Below are 19696 nucleotides of genomic sequence, written 5' to 3' on the forward strand. Positions count from 1 at the left end.
AAAGGTCTTCGTTTTAAAGACTCTTTTTAAAGTGGCTTATTTATAATTTGTTTCCAGACCAAAGTGGCTACTGTTCCTACACATATACAAACCGCATATAAAATGCCACTAATGAGACCCCAAAATTCTAGTCCAAAAGGTAATAGAAAAGTAGCGATACCTACTATGTATGAGAAAACACCAAATAGCTTAGCCAGTTTATCTTTATCACCAATAAAACTATCTTCTTGGTAACCTGCGATGAGCCACAGTTTCTTTTTTACATGGATCAGATAACCTATGAAAATAATAATGAATGCAAGAACAATACAAGTAATATATCCAGCAATCATTTTTCGTCACCTCGCTTATGTTAGTTCTAATAAATATACGAATATAATAAGAAAAGGTTTTGCAAATTATTACTGAAGGTGTCTATAAGATCGCTACAGTCAAATTAAATGATGGAATTACAAAATAATATAAGAGTGACATTAATCGGAAGGATATAAAAGCCACAAAGTTATTGTATGTGGAACTTATGTCGGGAAGTACATTGAAGAAAATTCCATCATACAAAATCTGAGATTACTCATCGGATCATGCTTATATATTTATCAGTATAGTTATGAAAATAACAATGAAAGATAAATAAATAAGGGTCACTCGAACCAAAGTGACCCTAAACCACAAACTAGGAGGTGCAAAGCTAGGTTAGCTTTACACTACTATTAATATGATTTGATAGCTATGTTTGTATAGTGAAATGCCTTTGAATTAAATTAAAAAATAAATCTAAAGATGAGTTTTCAAAATTCTGTATCACTTTTGCTACATACTCACCTTAATAAGGCAATATAAGTAATAAGCATAGCAGGTATAATTAAGTGCTATTAGACTAAAAACCTCCTAACATAAAGTTGCCTATGCATGAAGCTAGTCAAATGTAACTTACAAATATGAAGGCTTGTTACAGATTTTCCGAACGAGAAAGCCCATGCAGGGTGTAGCCCGTCTTTAAACATGGGATGAAAGTGAGGTCAGACAAGAGATAGCTTTTGCTACCTTAATTGTCTGAAAGGGTGTTATACTTCATGTATAGACAAGTAAAAGTCTTTAAAACACGCTCGTTCATTGAAAATTGGATATTGTATATGGTTCGATAGCCTAATTATGCTATCGGTAAAACAATATGTGTCGTCAAGAAAAAGACGCTAAAACACATCGAACGAAACCAACTATACGCTATGGTAAAAGTAGCGTAGCCCTATCTGCTATATGCACTGGATAGGGAGGGGTAATGGGATACCCCAATCTTGAGAGCTGTTCAAAACAGAAATGGACTGCGAACGCTTAGTTACTCAGGAATCCCACTGACATTAGTCAGCTTGTCCCTTTAGGGGTGGGAGTCTCAATTAAAGCTGCTTGTAATACTATGTGTGCAAACTCATGGTCATTAATGACATAAGGTATTTCTTCCGGCTCAACCCAAATACGCGAAATCGTTTCATGTTCTCGAAGAAATGGGAGGCATTCTTGAATGTCCATGCTATAAAACATTTGATATCCGATTAAAGGGTACTTACTATCAGCATTGAATAAAGGGTTCTCTTCGTGACTGACTTCAATGGCTCCCAAATAATTGATCTGCCCCTTTACATAACCTTCTTCCAATGCCTCTCTGTGGAATGCTTCTTCCGGTGTTTCTCCTTTTTCAATATGTCCACCAGGAAAGTTAAATCCTCTCCCGTCTACATGAACTAACAAAACATTCCCTTGATAAAAACAAACTCCATGTACACTTGTTACTTTGCTGAAATCGTCAATTGTATGATTTTGTAACCACGTCAGTTTAAGATGATGCCCGCTCCAGTTCACAAAAGTTTGGTTGTTCATCTGCTTCAGTCCTTTTTATTTATTATAAAATCAGTATATTTCCATTTTAGTTAATTAAAAGATGCGTGTATATTATAAAATATTAACCTAATAAAAAAATCCTTCTGAATAGATCTTGTGTCAAATTCAGAAGGTTATTTCGAGCAGATTTATTTTAGGGAGTTATTTATAATGCTTAGATGCTCTATTAGTGAACATCTACATCAATCGGTTCATCAAAGTATACAAATTTTGTTTCCGTTTGACCGTAAAGAATGAAAGAGTTTAACTGAATGTCCTTGTTTATTGTGAAGGTCGTATATTTTTTCTCTTTATCTGTTCGGAATTTGGCTGTATCCCATGCTATTTTATGATCGACTGTAATATCCCAGTTACTAATGGTCGTTGACTTTGCATCTGAAGAAATTTCAAGACGTTGATCTGGAAGGAGCTTCACTTCATATTTTGTATCTTTATAGGTGAATGTATAAGGTAATTGGTCAACTGTTAGTGCATGTCTTACATTGGTTGGTAACTCAAATTTTGCTCCAATCACAGATAGATGGCCTCCATCACGTATGCTTGGATATGTGCTAAGTGTGTCAGTATGAGCATATCGATCATTCTGAATATTAATGTTATCCTCAGGAATCGAACGTTCTAAAGTTTGCCCATCTGCGTTAATTACGTTATACAGAATTTGTGCATTATAACCAACATAAGCACTTTTCTCAGGTAATGGTAAACCAGCTGTATATTGCGCTACTTGTTGCTCTACAAATCTTGCCATGTCGTCCGTGAATTTTGTTTCAAATTTAAAGAGGGAGTTATATGGTCCATGTTGTGCCCGTATGAAATTGACGTCAATGCCATCCTTCTTAAAAGAAGAATGTAGTGTAATATTTTCTGTTTTTGCTACCAATTCTTTTCGATCAATAGGTACTTTAAGCGACCACTGTCCATCAATGTCATATATATGTTTAAAGTCGAAAACTAATTTAAATTCAGGGTAAGGCACATCAAATAGTGGGAACCTATAGGTAACTTCATTAGTTGATTGATCTGCATAACTACCAATTGAGTGAGTTTCTCCGTTTGGTAGAACGAGTGATACATCATTTACATTACCTTCATTCGATTCATTAAAAAAAAGTTCATCGCCTGTATAGCCGGATGTAGCCAACGTCACCTCAATGTGAGTATCCGATACCTTGATGTCCTTTACACTAATCGTTACAGAAGGAGCGCTTGTTGAGGGTTCCTTCTGTAATATTGAAAATACTAGAAATAATAATGCAGCGGTGACGAAAACAGATGCGAAAGCGGCTCGCCAGTCTCGTTTTTTGGGGAGTACAGTTTTTTCTTTCGGTAATCGATCCATTACTTGATTTGTAAAAGTAGCTTCAACGTTCACAGGTGAAAACATAGTGTTTATTGTATGTTCCGTTTCAAGCAGTAGCTCAAATAATGCTGAACAATTTGTACATGATTGGATATGCGAATCAATTTGCTTCGTTGATTCATCAAGTCGTCCATCGATAAAATCAAACATCTCTTCAGTCGATAAGCAATTCACCATTCATTTCTCCCTTCAATTTGGATTTTCTTAGCCGATTTTTTGTTCTGTATAGCCGATTTCGCACCTCTGCTATTGGAATATGAAGAGCTTCAGCGATTTCTTCGTATGTGCAGTTACTGGCATACTTAAGAATAAAAATTTGACGCGTTTTATCGTCTAATGTTTTCAGACATTGCTGAAGCAATACCTTCTGTTCTTTTTCAATCACTGCTGATTCAGGTGTGTATAATGAGGGCGTTTCCTCAAGGGGTGTTGCATCTTCTTTATGCTTCCGTTTAAAATCGATAAGTTGATTAACCGCAATGCGGAAGAGCCATGCTTTGAAAGAGCCACCTTTAAACTTAGGTAAGTTTTCATAGCATTTTATAAAAGTTTCTTGCGCAATATCCTTCGCCAATTCCTCATCTTTCGTCTGATACGTTAAATAGCTGACGAGTGATTGCTTATATGTATCAACAATTATGCGAAATGCTTGTTGATCACCGGCTATGATTTTTTTTATAAGCTGCTCATTCACAAAAATCCACCTCCTTACATAAAAAACGTAAAATTTTTGAAAAAATCTCAGTCCAATGGAAAAATATTTTGTGAAAGATTTAGTCTATAAATCTAAGTGCTTCATCTTAATAGGGAAATCAAATTCATTGGATATAAATCGAAACTATATTTAAAATTATATTAAAAATACATTTTTCAGTGTAGAACTTAAGGGAATAAACAAATCATTGAGACCATTTAGAGAGAAGCGGAAGCAAATAGCTGATGGATTTCAGTTTTAATAAAGTCGATGATTGGAATGTACCAACTGAACAAAAATACAAAAAGAGTCACATTTAACTAGGTGTGGCTTTTTCTTATGCATCTACTAGCTATGAATAGAAGAGATGGAGGCAATCTTAATGCTATCTAATTAAGGTGTAGCAATATTTGTCATCGACTTTACGCAACGAAAGAGGTGGTACTATGGAAATAACAGATGGTACATGGACATTTGATTCGGAAACGATCGATGAAGCGGCAAAAAAATTGCAACGAGATGAGCAGGAGAGGGAGATGTTAAATGCTTTTGCTCGGTATGCTTACCTTCGTTACAAGCAGATTCGAGATAGTGTAAACCCTCGAAAATGTAAATACATGAGAATTGATCAAGTGCATGAACAATTAAAATCACCAGCCAAACTACGAAAAGTTAGCAGTCTATTCAATATTTCAGAAGAAGAAGTGCTTTACATTGTAGACTTTGTGAAAAAGTATTTGAAGTATGTTAAATAAATCTAAATCTCCCGGTCAAAATTTCAACCGGGAGATTTAGATTTATTAACCTTCAATTCATCACCTTAGCGCGAGATGAATTTTCCTCATGTAGTTCATTAACTCTCGCGAATTATTCTGCTAGATCGTAGATGAGTTTCATCTGTAAATAATTCTAGAAAATTCATTGCGTGCTTTGCTAAATAGCGATCTTTTGACCAAACAATATTCGCTTTTGATTGGATATGGCAATTAGAAAATTGAATGATTCGAATGCCGTGAATTGAAAATTTATCGAGACTCGTTTTTGGTAAAATCGTTACCCCCAAACCTTCACTTATTAAAGAAATAACCATCGCAATATCAATGCACTCACAAATAATATTAGGCTCAAAACCGTGACGTTTGAATTCATCGATTATAATGCGAAACGTACTACAACTACGATGACGATAAAACGAAAGAAACGGTATATCCTTTAAGTCTTCTATTTGAATGGGATTCGGTAAATGCCATTGTGCAGGTGTGGCTAGTACAAACTCCTCTAATTCTAACCCGATTGAAAAGTAATTATCATCTTCTATTGGTTGTTGCAGTATCGCTAAATCGATTTCTTTACTTACAAGACTATTCTTTAAGAAAAATGTATCTCCTTCGATAATTTTGAAACATAAATTAGGGTATCTTTCATGCATCAACTTAATTTTTTCAGGAAGGTAAGATAAACAGGTTTGATCTGCCCCAATTGATAGTACGCCCTTTAACCCTTCTCCAACTTCTTTTATTTCTGAAATTGTATCTTCGAAATTGGCTAATAGTGCTTTGCCTTTTTCATATAAAATCTTTCCTGGTTCAGTGAGCTCTAATACTCTGCCGTTTCGATCTAATAGTTTACAATTTAATTCTTTCTCCATAATTTTTAATTGATTGCTAAGTGGCGGTTGTGCCATATGCAGTCTTTTGGCGGCTTTTGTAATTTGTTTTTCTACAACAATCGTAATGAAATAATTTAATTGTCTTAAATCCATTAATCTCTCACCCCTATACTTGAAATTAGATAGTTTATGCAATTTGTATACTTAATCTGTATAGTAACATTTTTTCACGTGTTTTCGTTAAACTTGTTAGATATTTCTGATTTTTTAGTTAAATAATTTAGTAAAACCTAGAATTAGCAAGGGTTTCACTTATTATTGAATGACGTGTTCTTTATGGATTTTATATAACAATTAACGTACGAGTATACCGAAAACATATATATATGAGTTTTTAATGTATATATTTAGTATTTATCATTTATTAAAATACATGTTATTCTTTTGATTAACCAAAATTAGAAAATTCTGCTTAATGTAGCTTTTGATCTCCAAAAATCTATTTTTATCTATTTATTTTAATTATTTTAAAAAAATATAACATTATCAGAGATGTTTATTTTCGTTACTTCGGGGGCTATACATACCGTCATTTTAAAAGGGGATGCGGTTTCTATAGGTATAAAAATTATTAAGGGGTGTAGTGTTTATGAAAAAGACTATATTGTCTCTCTTCCTATTGATGGGGGCACTATTGATGGTGGCTTGTAGTTCATCATCGGATTCGGGGAAAGGTGATGCATCTTCCGCTAGTTCTGGTAGTGAAGCATCAGCAAATTCAATCAAAATAGCTGGAATTTTTTCTGCATCTGGTGGGGCAGCTGCTCTAGGTGAACCAGAAATGCAAACGCTGAAAATGGTAGTCGATCAAAAAAATGCGGATGGGGGAATTAACGGTCGAAAAATTGACTTAGTAACATATGATGATAAATCTGACCAAAATGAAGCCATTCTTTCCATGAAAAAAGCACTAACACAAGACAATGTATCACTCGTTATCGGAGGGACAACAAGTGGTAACTCATTAGCGATGTTACCTTTGGCAGAGCAAAATCAGGTGCCTTACATTTCTGTTGCTGCTAGTAAACAAATTTACATGAATGAAAATGGACAAGCACGCAAATGGGTATTCAAAATGCCGCAAGATGGTCAACAAGCTGTGGAGAGGATTTTACAATATTTAAAAGATAATAACTTAACGAAAGTTGCCTGGTTAAACGTTGCAAATTCTTTTGGAACGGGTGGGCATGAAGAATTTGTTAAACACATGGAAAATTACGGTGTGGAATCAGTCATTGAAGATGAATTTGAAGCGACGGTAACAGATGCAAAGCCGTTGTTAACTCGTGTAAAAAAAGCAAATCCTGATGCAATAATTGTATGGGGAACCGTTCAAGAGTCAGCGGTTGTCATTAAAAATATTCGTGAATTAGCACTAGATATACCAGTTCTTGCGAGTCATGGTGTTGCAACGGACCAATTTATCGAAGTAGCAGGTGCTGCAGCAAACGATGTGATATTACCAACGGGTAAATTATTAATTGCGGACAAATTAGAAGATTCAAATCCGCAAAAAGAATTATTAATAGCGTATAACGAAGCTTTCACTGCGAAATACAATAAACCAGCAAGTACATTTGGTGCCTATGCAGCAGATGCTTTCTCGATTGCTACGAAAGCAATTGAAGCAAAAGGTAGTGATAGCGCGGCTCTTCGAGATTACATTGAAAAAGAACTCGGTGAATATGTAGGTTTGACAGGTACTTTTAACATAACTGCGGATAATCATATGGGATTGAGTCCGGATAGTTTTGCAATGGTACGTATTGCTGACGGTAAGTGGACTTTAGAAGATAAATAAAAATAACAGGTTTGTTTATTGGGGAAATATATCATTAATTTAACCGATAAAAGAATTCTTTTGTTGATATTTTGCTTATGTATGCACATTTTTATTTGATTAAAGTGGAAGACATAGGAACCGAGTTGCATGTAGTTGATTGGAGTGGAGGCTGGGCGACTCCTTGGGGATCAGCGATAGGGGAACGAAGGCTAAAACCATTACGTCCTGTGATAACGCCTTCGTGACCAACATCGGTGCTGCTGCCGCTACGTTAGCACTACGCTTTCGCGCAAAAAACATCTGTTGGCCCGAGACCCTGGAGCGAGCATCGCGAGTGAAGCGGCTCATCGGACGCCCCCAGGAAGCTTTGCTCTGCGCGAAAGCGAAGCGTCAGCGGCAAATGTTTTCTGTAGCGAAAGCAAAGCGGAAGCTACAAAGCGCCCAGCCGGAACGGAAATCAACCCCACGGTATGGTGATGAACCTAAGAAGATAAGAATGGTTAATCAACATACCTGCAAAATAATACACATTCAATGAACAGTGGTATCTCTCTATCACTGTTCATTCATTTATGAGCTTAGTAACCTCGAAAAGAATGGAGTGAAAGACTATATGGAAACATTTTCTCAAATGTTGCAATTATTATTTTCAGGTTTAACAATAGGAGCCATTTATGCATTGATTGCGGTTGGCTTTGTCATTATTTATAACGTGACAGGCATCCTTAATTTTGCGCAAGGCGAATTTGCTATGTTTGGTGCGTTAATCAGTATTTCATTGGCGAAAGCTAATCTACCTTTATGGTTAGCTATCATTTTGAGTATCGTCATTGTGGCCGCAATTGGTGCTGTATTTGAACGAACAGCAATTCATACAGCTCGTAAATCTTCCATGACAACGCTAATAATCATTACAATCGGTGTATCGATTGCATTTCGAGGTATTGCGATTTTAATTTGGGGAACACAAGCCCAAACACTACCGCCGTTTACGGATAATACACCTATTCAATTTTTTGAAGCGGTATTACTGCCACAAAATTTGTGGGCGATTGGCCTTTCAATCGTTATTTTAATCGCCATGATGTACTTCTATAACTATACATTTACAGGAAAATCATTAACAGCTTGTGTGATAAATCCATTTGCTGCACGTTTAATGGGCATCAATCCAAATAAAATGTCATTGTTTGCTGTAATTGTAAGTGCGGGTGTGGGAGCTTTAGCGGGTACAGTAATCGCGCCAATTTCCGGTGCATCCTACGATATGGGGATGATGCTTGGCATTAAAGCGTTTGTTGCAGCAGTTGTCGGTGGTTTAACAAATGCCCCAGCGGCAATTGCTGGTGCCTTTCTCATCGGAATTATTGAAGCATTTACAGAGGGATTATGGTCATCTGGTTTAAAAGATTTAGTGAGTTTCTCTTTATTGCTATTAATTTTATTTGTAAAACCAGAAGGTCTATTCGCAAAAGCTTCTGGAAAACGTGTGTAGGGGGTTACTACGATGAACAAAAAGAGCTTAAAGCTCATCTATAATAACAGCTTAGTTGGACCAAGTATTTTTTTTGCTCTACTATTTTGTATCCCGTTAGTTGGATCTAATTATACACTCGCTATTTTTACGATGATTGGCTTTTATGCATTAGTATGTATAGGTTTAACGATGTTAACAGGCTATGCTGGACAAATTTCACTAGGGCATGCGGCCTTTTATGGAATTGGTGCCTACACGTCTGCTTATATGACAGCTACATTAGGGTTATCTCCATGGTTAGCAATATTGGTAGGTGCGCTCATTTCTGCGTTTGTTGCTTTTATCATCGGGATTCCTACTTTTAAGTTGAAAGGCTATTATTTAGCGTTAGCAACTCTAGGGTTTGGCATTATTGTGTATACAGCATTTAAAGAATTAACATCTATTACAGGGGGCTCGAATGGCTTCTTTGGTATACCGGCGATTCAGTTATTCGGCTTTGAATTCGTTACAGATCAAAGTTACTTCTATCTAATTTGGCTATTTGTTTTTATGGCCCTTATTTTCTCACGGAATATTATCCACTCGAGAATTGGGCGTGGTTTACGTTCGATTGAGGGGAGTGAGATTGCAGCAGATGCCGTTGGTGTAAATTTAATGAAATATAAATTACAAATTTTTGTGATAAGTGCTATTTTCACATCTATTTCTGGTTCACTTTTAGCACACTATGTATCATTTATTAATCCGAATTTATTTACAGCCAATACCTCCATTTATTTATTGATAATGGTTATAATCGGTGGATTAAATAATATTTGGGGAGCCATTGTCGGCTCAGCTACTTATGTTCTACTTGGGGAACTATTAAAACATTTTGTACCAGTATTCTTCCCTAATATTGGAGGGGAATTCGAAATCGTTTTCTTTGGTTTATTGCTAGTTTTAACGTTGATTTATATGCCTAATGGTTTAGTTCCTCAATTTCTGAAAATTATCGGGAAGTTTCAGAAGAAAGAGCGCCCTGCACCGATAGCGTTCACAATCGATAGACAAGCTACAGGAGGGGAAGCGAATGACTAATAAAGAGCTTATCTTAAGTGTAGAAAACTTAACGAAAGTATTCGGAGGAGTTGTTGCTGTAGACAATGTATCCTTCACTATTAATAAAGGTGAAATATTCGCAGTTATTGGCCCTAACGGTGCAGGAAAAACAACACTTTTCAATATGATAACAGGGGTATTGCCAAGTTCATCAGGGAATGTTTATTTCCAAGGGAAGCGGTTAACAAGAAAAAAGCCGTATCAGATTGCGCAAGCCGGTGTAACAAGAACATTTCAGAACTTAGAAGTTTTCGATAATATGACCGTGATCGAGAATGTCATGATCGGTGCACATATTACGATGAAAACTAATATTTTAACGGCCGGTTTACGCTTACCGAATGTTGTGAAAGAAGAAGTTTATACGATGGAGAGAGCATTGCAATGTTTAAAAGATGTAGGTATTGCTGAGTTTGCTTATGAAATGTCTGATAAATTACCTTATGGGTGCCAACGACTTCTTGAAATTGCACGCGCAGCGATTTCAAAACCTCAACTCATTTTATTAGATGAACCAATGGCGGGCCTAAACGCTGAGGAATCAAGGCAATTAGTCGATGTCATATTAAAAATGCGCGCAGAGGGAATGACTTTTTTATTCGTCGAGCATGATATGGAAACCGTTATGTCTATTTCAGATCGTTTAGTTGTTGTCGATAACGGGGTTAAGATTGGAGAAGGTACACCAGAAGAGATCTACAAAAATCCAAAGGTTGTAGCAGCGTACTTAGGCGATGATGAAGCGGAAGAAGGTGTTGTCTATGCTTAAAGTTGAAAATTTACATACTTATCACGGGCATTTACATGTTCTTGAAGGTATTGAATTTGAACTAGTAGAAGGAGAGTTATTATCGATTGTCGGATCAAATGGTGCGGGGAAAAGTACGCTCCTCGGTACATTAGCAGGTGTGTATTCACCAAGTGAAGGGAAAATTGAATACAAAGGGTTAGATATTACGAAAGATGGTGTACAAAAGACAGTTGCCAATGGCATATGTTTAGTGCCAGAACGAAGACAGATTTTTTCTTCTTTGTCTGTCAAGGACAATCTGATGCTCGGTGCTTATCACCGTTATAGTCGAGATAAAAAAACTGTGCATCGAGACTATGAAGAAATTGTGGAATTATTTCCTCGACTAAAGCAAATGCTTAATCGCCCGGGTGGTTTACTGTCAGGTGGAGAGCAGCAAATGGTAGCGATTGGGCGAGGTTTAATGGCCAATCCAAAAGTGTTGATGCTTGATGAGCCATCATTAGGACTTGCTCCTCTAATCGTCAAAGACATTATGACTATTTTACGTAGATTGAGTGATGAACGAGGTGTCACGATTATTTTAGTCGAGCAGAATGTGAAAGCTGCATTGAAGGTGGCTGATCGTGCATGCGTTTTAGCCCATGGGAAGATGGCCATTTCAGGTACAGCACAAGAGTTGTTGAATGATCCAAAAATCCAAGAAGCATACTTCGGTAAACCACAGACGACGCCGAAGGATATTATGCAAGTATAAGATAGCATCATCGAGATTCCTCCTTGTTGTAACAATTGAGGGATTTTACGATGTCAAAAAAGATGTGAGCAGCCTATTTAACACAGGTTACTCACATCTTCCTCTTATTCGATGAAATTTTCATTTTTACGATAAACCATCGCCTCCATTGTTGCGCATAATTCATCGTTGCTCCAAACATGGATCTGATACCAAGCTAAACGGCGTGTTTTTTTAACCTCTTTTGCGATAGCTATTAGTTGGTGATCTGCCAAACCTGCGCTCATGTAATGTATGGTATTCGTTACACCAACAGCTGTTTTGCCGTAAGAATTACTAGCGGCTGCAAAGGCATAGTCGGCTAAAGAAAAAATAATACCTCCATGTACAGTCCCGTGTGTATTGAGCATGTGAGGTGTTGGAGAAAGTGTCACTTTTGCAAAGCCTGCTTTTAATTCTACTAATTCCATCCCTAAATAATTTGCAAATGGTTCATTTGATAAAGCTTCAAAAATATCATCATAATATTTCTCGTGTAGTTGTGCCTCAGTTAATGTCAATGTGAATCCCCCTTTGTTTATAAAAATTATTTATACCATTTGTGTATATGTATAATATAGACAAATCATACATACAAATTAAAAACGATTGAAATTAAAATGAAATATAAAATCAATTTAACACCTATTTTTGGGAAAGTAAACGTATTAACGTAGTTTTATAGAATTATTTTGCATTTACGATTTATTTTTGTGTATATTATTTGATTATCTCTTATTAATAGCGAGTTTAAAGGGGATATATGAAAATAGCTTTTTGTGTTTGTGAACAAATAGTATTTAAGCTAAAACGTTCGAGACGACTAATTAACCAACTTTAATTAGAAATAATAAAATATATTGACAATTCGGACAAATAAGTTTATCTTAATCTTAATTACGAAAATATAACTATCGTAATTTATTTGTTATACAAAGGGAATTGTAATAGCATAAAGGGGGGGCTAGGGAATGTATCATCTAGAAATAGAAACAGCTTCAAGGGGAGAAATGGCAAAGATTCAGCTGGAGCGATTAAAAGCAACAGTAGAAAAAGTGTATAACAATACACCTTTCTATAAGAAACTGTTTGATCAGCTTGGCGTTAAACCAGCTGATATTCAAAGCTTAGAAGATATTCGCAAATTGCCATTTACTAAAAAAGTAAATTTACGTGAGCAATATCCATTTAAACTTTTTGCAGTACCGATGGATGATGTAGTCCGCATTCATGGTTCTTCGGGAACTAGTGGAAAGCCAACAATTGTTGGTTATACAAAAAATGATATCGAGATGTGGTCGGGACTTTTAGCTCGCGCTATTGTTACCGCAGGGGGACGCAAATCAGATATCTTTCATAATGCTTACGGCTATGGTCTATTTACTGGCGGGATGGGTTTACACTACGGAGCCGAAACTTTAGGCGCAGCAGTTGTACCGGTTTCAGGTGGAAATACTGAGCGTCAAATTACATTAATTGAAGATTTTAAACCACGAGGCATCGCAGGGACACCTTCTTATATTTTAACCATAGCTGAAAAGATGGAGGAAATGGGAATCGATCCAGCGACGAACGGGCTTGAATATGGAATTTTTGGTGCAGAGCCTTGGTCAGAGGAAATGCGCCGTGCCATAGAGGATAAATTAAAAATTCGCGCAATGGATATTTATGGTTTAAGTGAAGTGCTAGGTCCTGGCGTATCGATTGAATGCTATGAAGCGCAAGATGGTTTACATATAGCGGAAGATCATTTCTTCGTAGAAGTGATTGATCCAGATACATTAGAACCTGTAGCTGATGGAGAAGATGGAGAATTGGTTATTACTAGTTTAACAAAGGAAGCGCTTCCAATTATTCGTTATCGAACTGGTGATATTACTTCGATTACACGGGAAAAATGTAAATGTGGACGTACAACAATGCGAATGGCACGTGTTAAGGGACGTACAGATGATATGTTAATTATTCGTGGAGTCAATGTTTTTCCATCTGAAATCGAGCGTGAGTTATTGCAAGTAGAAGGGTTGGCACCACACTATCAAATCCATGTATTGAAAAAAGGAAATATGGATGCGATCGAACTACATGTTGAGTTAACGCCAAAATTATACGAAAAAGTAGGAGGTGACCTCAGCCATCCGCTTATACAATTACTGACAAAGGAGATCAAGCACGATTTAAAAAATGCCTGCTTAGTTTCCGTTAGTCTAGTCATTGAAAATAGAGGTGCTATTCCACGCTCTGAAGGAAAAGCAATTCGTGTCATTGATAGAAGAATGGAACAGAAGGAGGTTCTTCAATGATTGATACTGAGCAAATAAAAGATGTGACCATTATAGGTGGAGGGCCTGTTGGTATGTTTGCCGCCTTCTATGGTGGTATGCGAGGCATGAGCGTCAAAATTCTCGAAAGTCTTCCTCAATTGGGCGGCCAGTTAGCGGCTCTTTATCCAGAAAAATATATTTATGATATAGCGGGTTTTCCGAAAACTCGCGCACAAGATCTTATCAATAATTTAAAAGAACAAATGAATACTTTCCCAGTAGATGTCTGTACGAATGAATCTGTACAAACTATCGAAAAAGATGAAAACGGTATTTTTAAAATTGTTACCACGAAGAGTACGCATTATTCTCGCACAATATTGATTACTGCTGGAAACGGTGCGTTTAAAGTTCGAAAGCTTGAATTAGATGGGGAAGACAAGTATGCACAATGTAATTTACATTATTTCATTGATGATCTCAATGCTTTTAAAGATCGCCACGTGATGGTGTTTGGTGGCGGTGATTCAGCAGTCGACTGGGCGATGATGCTAGAACCAATTGCTAAAAAGGTTTCTATTGTCCATAGACGGGATAAGTTTCGTGCGCATGAACATAGTGTAGAAAATTTAATGCAATCTACTGTTGAGGTCATTACACCTTATGTACCCGAAGAACTTCTAGGGGAAGAGCACATTACACATGTCAAATTAAAGCATGCAAAAGACGAAACCATCCAACCAATCTATGGTGTCGATGATATTATCGTAAACTTTGGTTTTGTTTCGTCGTTAGGGGCCATTAAAGACTGGGGCTTGGAAATTAGTAAAAATGCCATCGTCGTTAATTCACGTATGGAAACTAACATTCCAGGAATTTATGCGGCAGGTGATATTTGCACATATGATGGGAAAGTGAAGCTAATTGTTAGTGGGTTTGGAGAGGCGCCTACTGCTATTAGTAACGCAAAAGTATATATTGATCCGACATCTAAAGTGCAACCGTTGCATAGTACGAGTCTAATGGAAGAAAAAAAGAAACAGCTTACCTAATGCTGAAGGTTATGAAAGGAATGAGTGTATGGCGAAATTCACTAGAGTAGATCAAGATACATGTATTGCTTGTGGCGCATGTGGCGCATCGGCTCCGGATATTTTTGATTATAATGACGAAGGAATCGCCTTTGTTATTTTAGACAATAACCAAGGTTGCAAAGAAGTGCCGATCGATTTATATGATGATTTAGAGGATGCAATGGAAGGTTGTCCAACAGAATCAATTAAAGTAGCAAACGATAATAAAGTCTTATTGGAAGTGTGATTTTTTTTGCCCTTCAACATAACATAATAGTAACGATTATCGAATAATAGTTATATAAGGAGGTTTTTTAGTATGAGTGTCGTTGCTCAAGTATCTGAACAACAATTACAAGAGCAATTCGAGGCGCGGATTGCTGCAGGTGAAAAGATTGAAGTAGATGATTGGATGCCGGAAGAGTATCGTTTGGCACTAATCAAATTAATTTCGATGCATGGTATTAGTGAAATAATGGGTGCTCTTCCTGAGAAAGAATGGGTTCCAAAAGCTCCGACATTATATCGAAAGCTAGGAATTATGGCGAAGGTTCAAGATGAGATGGGACATGGTCAATTATTATTACGCGTAGCAGAAGATTTACTAAAACCATATGGTAAAGATCGCGGCGATATAATGATTGATTTATTCGAAGGGCGTCTTAAGTTCCACAATGTATTCCATATGGAAACAAAATCATGGGGGGATGCGGGTTTAATTGGCTGGCTTGTAGATGGTTCTGCCATTATCTCGCAAACAAACATGTTAGGTTCTTCGTATGGTCCTTACGCACGTGCTTTACAACGTATTTGTGCAGAAGAAGTATTCCATGCACAACACGGTGAAGCTATTATTATGGCGTTGGCAGAAGGTACACCTGAACAACGTGCACTTGTGCAAGACGCGTTAAATCGCTGGTGGGAATCACTATTATTTTTCTTTGGCCCAGCATCAAAGGACACAACAGGTTCTAGCAAACAAGATTTGACTATTAAATATAAAATTCGTGTCTTAACGAATGAAGAATTACGTCAAAGCTTCTTAACAAAATACGTTCCTCGTATTCAATCAATAGGTTTAACTGTGCCAGACCCAACTTTGCATTTTGATGAAGTGCAAAATAAATGGATTTACCAAGAGCCAAACTGGGAATATTTCAAAAAAATCCAACGCAACGAAGGTCCATGTTCTCAAGAACGCTTAGCACTTCGTCGTTCATCATACGAAAATAACGCTTGGGTACGGGAAGCATTAACGGCTCTAGTAAATTAACGCTATAGAGAGGGGGTATCATCGTGGAAAAACAATCTTTCTATCAAGAATTCGAAGTATTTAGTAAACGAACACCAACATCACATTTTCAGCATCAATTTAGCCTTTTAGCACCGAATGGAGAAATGGCGCTAGTTATGGCTCAGGAAAACTTTATGCGTCGTGAGCCTGTGGTAGACATTTGGGTAGTCAATCGTAAACATTTACACGGACTATCCCAAGACAATAAAAAAGCGCTAAAACGACTAGACAATAAAGATTACCGTACAACAAAAGGCTACGGCTACTTAAAGAAAAAATGGCGTCACTATGAACAAGTCATGCTGGACGAAAAAGAAATTCTATCTTGGGGCGGAGGAGGGAAGAAAGATGACTAACGAAGTAACGCCTGAATATACAAAGGCAGTTATTACAGTACTTTATCAATTAGCGGATGATGATTACTTATTTTCGTATCGTGGCTCTGAGTGGCTTGGGCTAGCGCCGCATATTGAGGAAGATGTAGCATTCTCGTCCATAACACAAGATACAATGGGACACGCAAAATTATATTATACGCTTTTAGAAGAGCTTGGCGAAGGCGTTGCAGATTCATTAGCACAGCTTCGACCAAAAGAGGAGCGTTGTAACAGTCTACTTGTAGAACGCCCGAATGGAGAAGGTTACTACAAAGAAGCGCCGAATTATGATTGGGGATACGCAGTAGCACGTAATTTTGCCTATACAACGGCGAAAAAAGCAAAGATTGATGCACTCAAAGCGAGCAGTTATGTACCAATCCGAGAAGTGGCTGTGAAAATTAGTACGGAGCTTTATTATCATCAGATGCACTGGACAGCGTGGTTTACGCAATTATGTACAGCAACAGAAGAATCACGTTCACGTATGACGAAAGCATTACAAGAGGTAATAAAAGATTCTGGGGATTTATTGTCATTGGGCAACACAGCTGAGCATATAACAGCATGTGGACTGATTGAGTCAGAAGCGGCCATAAATAAACGTTGGTTGGCCATTGTAAGTCCGATTTTTGAAGCAGTAGAAATCGCAATACCTGTATTACCAGAACCGATCATCAATGGTCGCCTCGGACAACATACAGAGGATTTAACTTCGGCTATTGAAACAATGTCAGAGGTGTATCGATCAGATTTAGCGGCAAGCTGGTAACGATCTATTGCAAAAAAAAGGAGGATAACGATGGCAACTACGGGTCTGCACGAAGCACACATCTATGAAGTACTCGATACAGTGAAGGACCCTGAAATTGATACGGTGAGTATTATTGACCTTGGCATGGTTGAGCGTGTGCAAGTGAATGATGGTCATGTCCGTATTGAAGTGCTACCAACATTTTCAGGATGTCCTGCATTAACAATTATTCAACAAAATATAAAAAAAGCAGTCGAACGACTAGAAGATGTTCGGGAAGTGAGTGTTGTGTTTATTAATCATCCTACCTGGACTTCTGATCGTGTAACAGAAAAGGGACGAGAAGGACTAAAGAAATTTGGTATTGCACCACCACCTCGTTTTTTAAAAGAAGACGGCTCTTGGCATGTAGATTGCCCGTACTGTGGCTCTACCTATGTCACGCTAGAAAATATTTTTGGTCCAACAGCTTGTCGCAGTATTTTATATTGCAAAAGCTGTAAAAATCCATTTGAAGCAATGAAAATAATTTCTACTTCCATGTAGACAAAGGAGCGTATTTTAAGATGGCAAAATTAATCGCGTTATATAAACACCCTGTTGATAAGGTGGCATTTGATGAGCATTACGAAAAAGTTCATACACCGATTACTGCGAAAATACCAGGCCTACGAGAAATGAAAGTAACAAAATTTAATTCAACTCCGATGGGTACAGAAACGCCATATTACTTAATGTGCGAAATGACATATGATAGCCCGGAAGATTTAAAGAATGGACTACGGTCACCAGAAGGGAAAGCGTCGGGCAAAGATTTAATGAGCTTTGCGAGTGATATCGTCACATTAATCATCGGTGAAGATGCATAATGACAGCATTCACATTTATTGAAGTAACGATTGACAGTGGGATCGGGTTTATTAACTTAAACCGCCCTGGCCAATACAATTCATTAAATCGTGCCATGATACGAGAAATTGTGCAGGCGATGGAATTGTTTGATCGTGATGAAGGCGTACAGGTCATCGTTTTAGCCGGGAATGGAAAAGCGTTTTCATCCGGTGCAGATATTGATGAAATGGCGGCAGACAATACAGTGCGTTTAGAACTATTAAATCAATTCGCTGATTGGGATCGCATAGGACAAATTAAAAAGCCTATTATCGGTAGTGTTAAAGGATTTGTTTTCGGAGGTGGCTTTGAATTAGCCCTTTGTTGTGATGTATTAATCGCCGCAGAGGGCACAGAATTTAGCTTCCCTGAAATAAACCTTGGCGTTATGCCCGGTGCAGGTGGTACACAGCGCTTAACAAAATTAGTAGGGCGAACGAAAGCATTAGAGTGGATTTGGAGCGCAGCGAGGATTACTGCTGATGAAGCGCTCGCATATGGCATCATCAACAAGGTTGTACAACCAGAGATATTAATAGAAGAAACACATAAAACAGCGATGATGCTCGCACAAAAACCTGCCCTCGCTTTACGTCTTATTAAAGAAGCTGTCAACAAAGCTGTCGACTACTCGCTCTATGAAGGAATGCAGTTTGAACGGAAAAATTTCTATTTATTATTCTCTTCAGAAGATCAAAAAGAAGGCATGCAAGCATTTGTTGAAAAACGTCAACCGAACTTTAAGGGGAGATAAGTATGTTTGAAACTATACAATACGAACTAAATGAATCCGTAGCTTATATTTCATTAAATCGTCCCGACACATTAAATGCATTCACTGCACAGATGAATCATGAAATTCGTACTGCCGTCAAACAAGCATCATTAGATGATGAAGTACGTTGTATTGTACTTCGTGGTGAAGGACGCGCATTTTGTTCAGGTCAAGATCTTTCGGTTATTGGTGAAGATACTAAACTTGGTGATATTTTAACAGATGACTATGGTCCGATGGTTCAACAGTTACATAGCTGTGAAAAACCAATTATCGCAGCTGTGAATGGTGCAGCTGCAGGTGCTGGCTTTAGTTTAGCGCTTGCTGCCGACTTTCGAGTAATGTCGGAAAAATCTTTCTTTATGAATGCCTTTATCCATGTAGGTTTAATCCCGGATTCAGGGAATTTATACTACTTAAAAAGATTAGTAGGCGATGCTAAAGCGCTTGAAATTTCAGTACTCGGTCAACGTATAAAAGCAGAGGAAGCCAAACAATTAGGTTTAACAACTGCTGTCTATAGCAATGAAACATTTGAAGATGACGTTCATTCATTTGCGCAACAGATTGTCCAGTTATCGACAAAAGCAATCGGCCTTATTAAACGTAATATCAAGGCAGCAGAACACTTAAAGTTCGAAGACTTCCTTGTTTACGAAGCACAAAGCCAAAGTATTGCTGGAGCGACAGATGATCATCAAGAAGGTATGAAAGCATTTGCAGAAAAAAGACAGCCTCAATTTAATGGACAATAAAAAG

Annotated in this window: 22 protein-coding genes; 16 read left to right on the plus strand and 6 right to left on the minus strand. The window is 37.5% G+C overall.

Going from position 1 to position 19696, the window contains the following annotated elements; genetic code table 11:
* Window positions 1–26 precede the first annotated feature (26 nt).
* From ABH966_RS12090 to ABH966_RS12105, 4 genes are all read right to left on the minus strand, one after another.
* Window positions 27–332, minus strand: a complete 306-nt coding sequence (locus ABH966_RS12090) for a DUF3784 domain-containing protein (RefSeq protein ID WP_370078700.1) — start codon at window positions 330–332, stop codon at window positions 27–29.
* Between the two features lie 1030 nt (window positions 333–1362).
* Window positions 1363–1875 carry an NUDIX hydrolase gene (locus tag ABH966_RS12095; RefSeq protein WP_370078702.1) on the minus strand — a complete coding sequence of 171 codons (513 nt, stop codon included), beginning with the start codon at window positions 1873–1875 and terminating at the stop codon, window positions 1363–1365.
* Window positions 1876–2062: 187 nt separating this feature from the next.
* Window positions 2063–3430: an anti-sigma factor family protein gene (locus tag ABH966_RS12100; RefSeq protein ID WP_370078704.1), complete on the minus strand. Its 1368-nt coding sequence runs from the start codon at window positions 3428–3430 to the stop codon at window positions 2063–2065.
* Window positions 3411–3950: an RNA polymerase sigma factor gene (locus ABH966_RS12105; RefSeq protein ID WP_370078706.1), complete on the minus strand. Its 540-nt coding sequence runs from the start codon at window positions 3948–3950 to the stop codon at window positions 3411–3413. Before ABH966_RS12105 ends, ABH966_RS12100 begins: the two co-directional genes overlap by 20 nt.
* 446 nt (window positions 3951–4396) lie before the next feature.
* Between ABH966_RS12105 and ABH966_RS12110 the strand changes: the two genes are divergently transcribed.
* Window positions 4397–4705, plus strand: coding sequence for a hypothetical protein (locus ABH966_RS12110; protein ID WP_370078708.1), 309 nt, complete (start codon window positions 4397–4399; stop codon window positions 4703–4705).
* A gap of 98 nt (window positions 4706–4803) precedes the next feature.
* On the opposite strand, the gene ABH966_RS12115 is transcribed toward ABH966_RS12110, so the two are convergent.
* Window positions 4804–5712: a LysR family transcriptional regulator gene (locus ABH966_RS12115; RefSeq protein WP_370078710.1), complete on the minus strand. Its 909-nt coding sequence runs from the start codon at window positions 5710–5712 to the stop codon at window positions 4804–4806.
* Window positions 5713–6208: 496 nt separating this feature from the next.
* On the opposite strand from ABH966_RS12115, the gene ABH966_RS12120 reads away from it, so the two are divergent.
* The 5 genes from ABH966_RS12120 (at window position 6209) to ABH966_RS12140 (ending at window position 11491) form a co-directional block, all read left to right on the plus strand.
* Window positions 6209–7420, plus strand: a complete 1212-nt coding sequence (locus ABH966_RS12120; RefSeq protein ID WP_370078712.1) for an ABC transporter substrate-binding protein — start codon at window positions 6209–6211, stop codon at window positions 7418–7420.
* A 595-nt stretch (window positions 7421–8015) separates the two neighbouring features.
* Window positions 8016–8897 carry a branched-chain amino acid ABC transporter permease gene (locus tag ABH966_RS12125; protein ID WP_370078714.1) on the plus strand — a complete coding sequence of 294 codons (882 nt, stop codon included), beginning with the start codon at window positions 8016–8018 and terminating at the stop codon, window positions 8895–8897.
* A 12-nt stretch (window positions 8898–8909) separates the two neighbouring features.
* Window positions 8910–9962, plus strand: coding sequence for a branched-chain amino acid ABC transporter permease (locus ABH966_RS12130; protein ID WP_370078716.1), 1053 nt, complete (start codon window positions 8910–8912; stop codon window positions 9960–9962).
* Window positions 9955–10752, plus strand: coding sequence for an ABC transporter ATP-binding protein (locus ABH966_RS12135; RefSeq protein ID WP_370078718.1), 798 nt, complete (start codon window positions 9955–9957; stop codon window positions 10750–10752). Before ABH966_RS12130 ends, ABH966_RS12135 begins: the two co-directional genes overlap by 8 nt.
* A complete protein-coding gene (locus ABH966_RS12140) occupies window positions 10745–11491 on the plus strand; it encodes an ABC transporter ATP-binding protein (RefSeq protein WP_370078720.1) in 747 nt (248 codons plus the stop codon). Before ABH966_RS12135 ends, ABH966_RS12140 begins: the two co-directional genes overlap by 8 nt.
* Before the next feature lie 104 nt (window positions 11492–11595).
* Here the strand turns inward: ABH966_RS12140 and ABH966_RS12145 are convergent, their stop codons facing one another.
* Complete coding sequence (locus ABH966_RS12145; protein ID WP_370078722.1) at window positions 11596–12030, minus strand: PaaI family thioesterase; 435 nt, start codon at window positions 12028–12030, stop codon at window positions 11596–11598.
* A gap of 450 nt (window positions 12031–12480) precedes the next feature.
* Between ABH966_RS12145 and ABH966_RS12150 the strand changes: the two genes are divergently transcribed.
* From ABH966_RS12150 to ABH966_RS12195, 10 genes are all read left to right on the plus strand, one after another.
* Complete coding sequence (locus ABH966_RS12150) at window positions 12481–13812, plus strand: phenylacetate--CoA ligase family protein (protein WP_370078724.1); 1332 nt, start codon at window positions 12481–12483, stop codon at window positions 13810–13812.
* Window positions 13809–14825 (plus strand): NAD(P)/FAD-dependent oxidoreductase, encoded by a 1017-nt coding sequence (locus ABH966_RS12155; RefSeq protein ID WP_370078726.1) that lies wholly within the window; start codon window positions 13809–13811, stop codon window positions 14823–14825. Before ABH966_RS12150 ends, ABH966_RS12155 begins: the two co-directional genes overlap by 4 nt.
* A 28-nt stretch (window positions 14826–14853) precedes the next feature.
* The gene (locus ABH966_RS12160) at window positions 14854–15093 is read left to right on the plus strand and encodes a ferredoxin (protein ID WP_370078728.1); all 240 of its coding nucleotides are present in this window, start codon (window positions 14854–14856) and stop codon (window positions 15091–15093) included.
* A 72-nt stretch (window positions 15094–15165) separates the two neighbouring features.
* Window positions 15166–16119 (plus strand): 1,2-phenylacetyl-CoA epoxidase subunit PaaA, encoded by a 954-nt coding sequence (paaA, locus tag ABH966_RS12165; RefSeq protein WP_370078730.1) that lies wholly within the window; start codon window positions 15166–15168, stop codon window positions 16117–16119.
* A gap of 23 nt (window positions 16120–16142) precedes the next feature.
* Window positions 16143–16496 carry a 1,2-phenylacetyl-CoA epoxidase subunit PaaB gene (paaB, locus tag ABH966_RS12170; RefSeq protein WP_370078732.1) on the plus strand — a complete coding sequence of 118 codons (354 nt, stop codon included), beginning with the start codon at window positions 16143–16145 and terminating at the stop codon, window positions 16494–16496.
* A complete protein-coding gene (paaC, locus tag ABH966_RS12175; protein WP_370078734.1) occupies window positions 16489–17289 on the plus strand; it encodes a 1,2-phenylacetyl-CoA epoxidase subunit PaaC in 801 nt (266 codons plus the stop codon). The genes paaB and paaC overlap by 8 nt, the downstream gene beginning before the upstream one ends.
* 30 nt (window positions 17290–17319) lie before the next feature.
* Window positions 17320–17817, plus strand: a complete 498-nt coding sequence (paaD, locus tag ABH966_RS12180) for a 1,2-phenylacetyl-CoA epoxidase subunit PaaD (RefSeq protein WP_370078736.1) — start codon at window positions 17320–17322, stop codon at window positions 17815–17817.
* A gap of 20 nt (window positions 17818–17837) precedes the next feature.
* Window positions 17838–18140 (plus strand): EthD family reductase, encoded by a 303-nt coding sequence (locus tag ABH966_RS12185; RefSeq protein ID WP_370078738.1) that lies wholly within the window; start codon window positions 17838–17840, stop codon window positions 18138–18140.
* The gene (locus tag ABH966_RS12190) at window positions 18140–18916 is read left to right on the plus strand and encodes an enoyl-CoA hydratase/isomerase family protein (RefSeq protein WP_370078740.1); all 777 of its coding nucleotides are present in this window, start codon (window positions 18140–18142) and stop codon (window positions 18914–18916) included. The genes ABH966_RS12185 and ABH966_RS12190 overlap by 1 nt, the downstream gene beginning before the upstream one ends.
* Before the next feature lie 2 nt (window positions 18917–18918).
* Window positions 18919–19692, plus strand: coding sequence for an enoyl-CoA hydratase/isomerase family protein (locus tag ABH966_RS12195; RefSeq protein ID WP_370078742.1), 774 nt, complete (start codon window positions 18919–18921; stop codon window positions 19690–19692).
* Window positions 19693–19696 lie beyond the last annotated feature (4 nt).

It is taken from the genome of Lysinibacillus sp. RC46 (assembly GCF_041262385.1).
Taxonomy (GTDB): Bacteria; Bacillota; Bacilli; order Bacillales_A; family Planococcaceae; genus Lysinibacillus.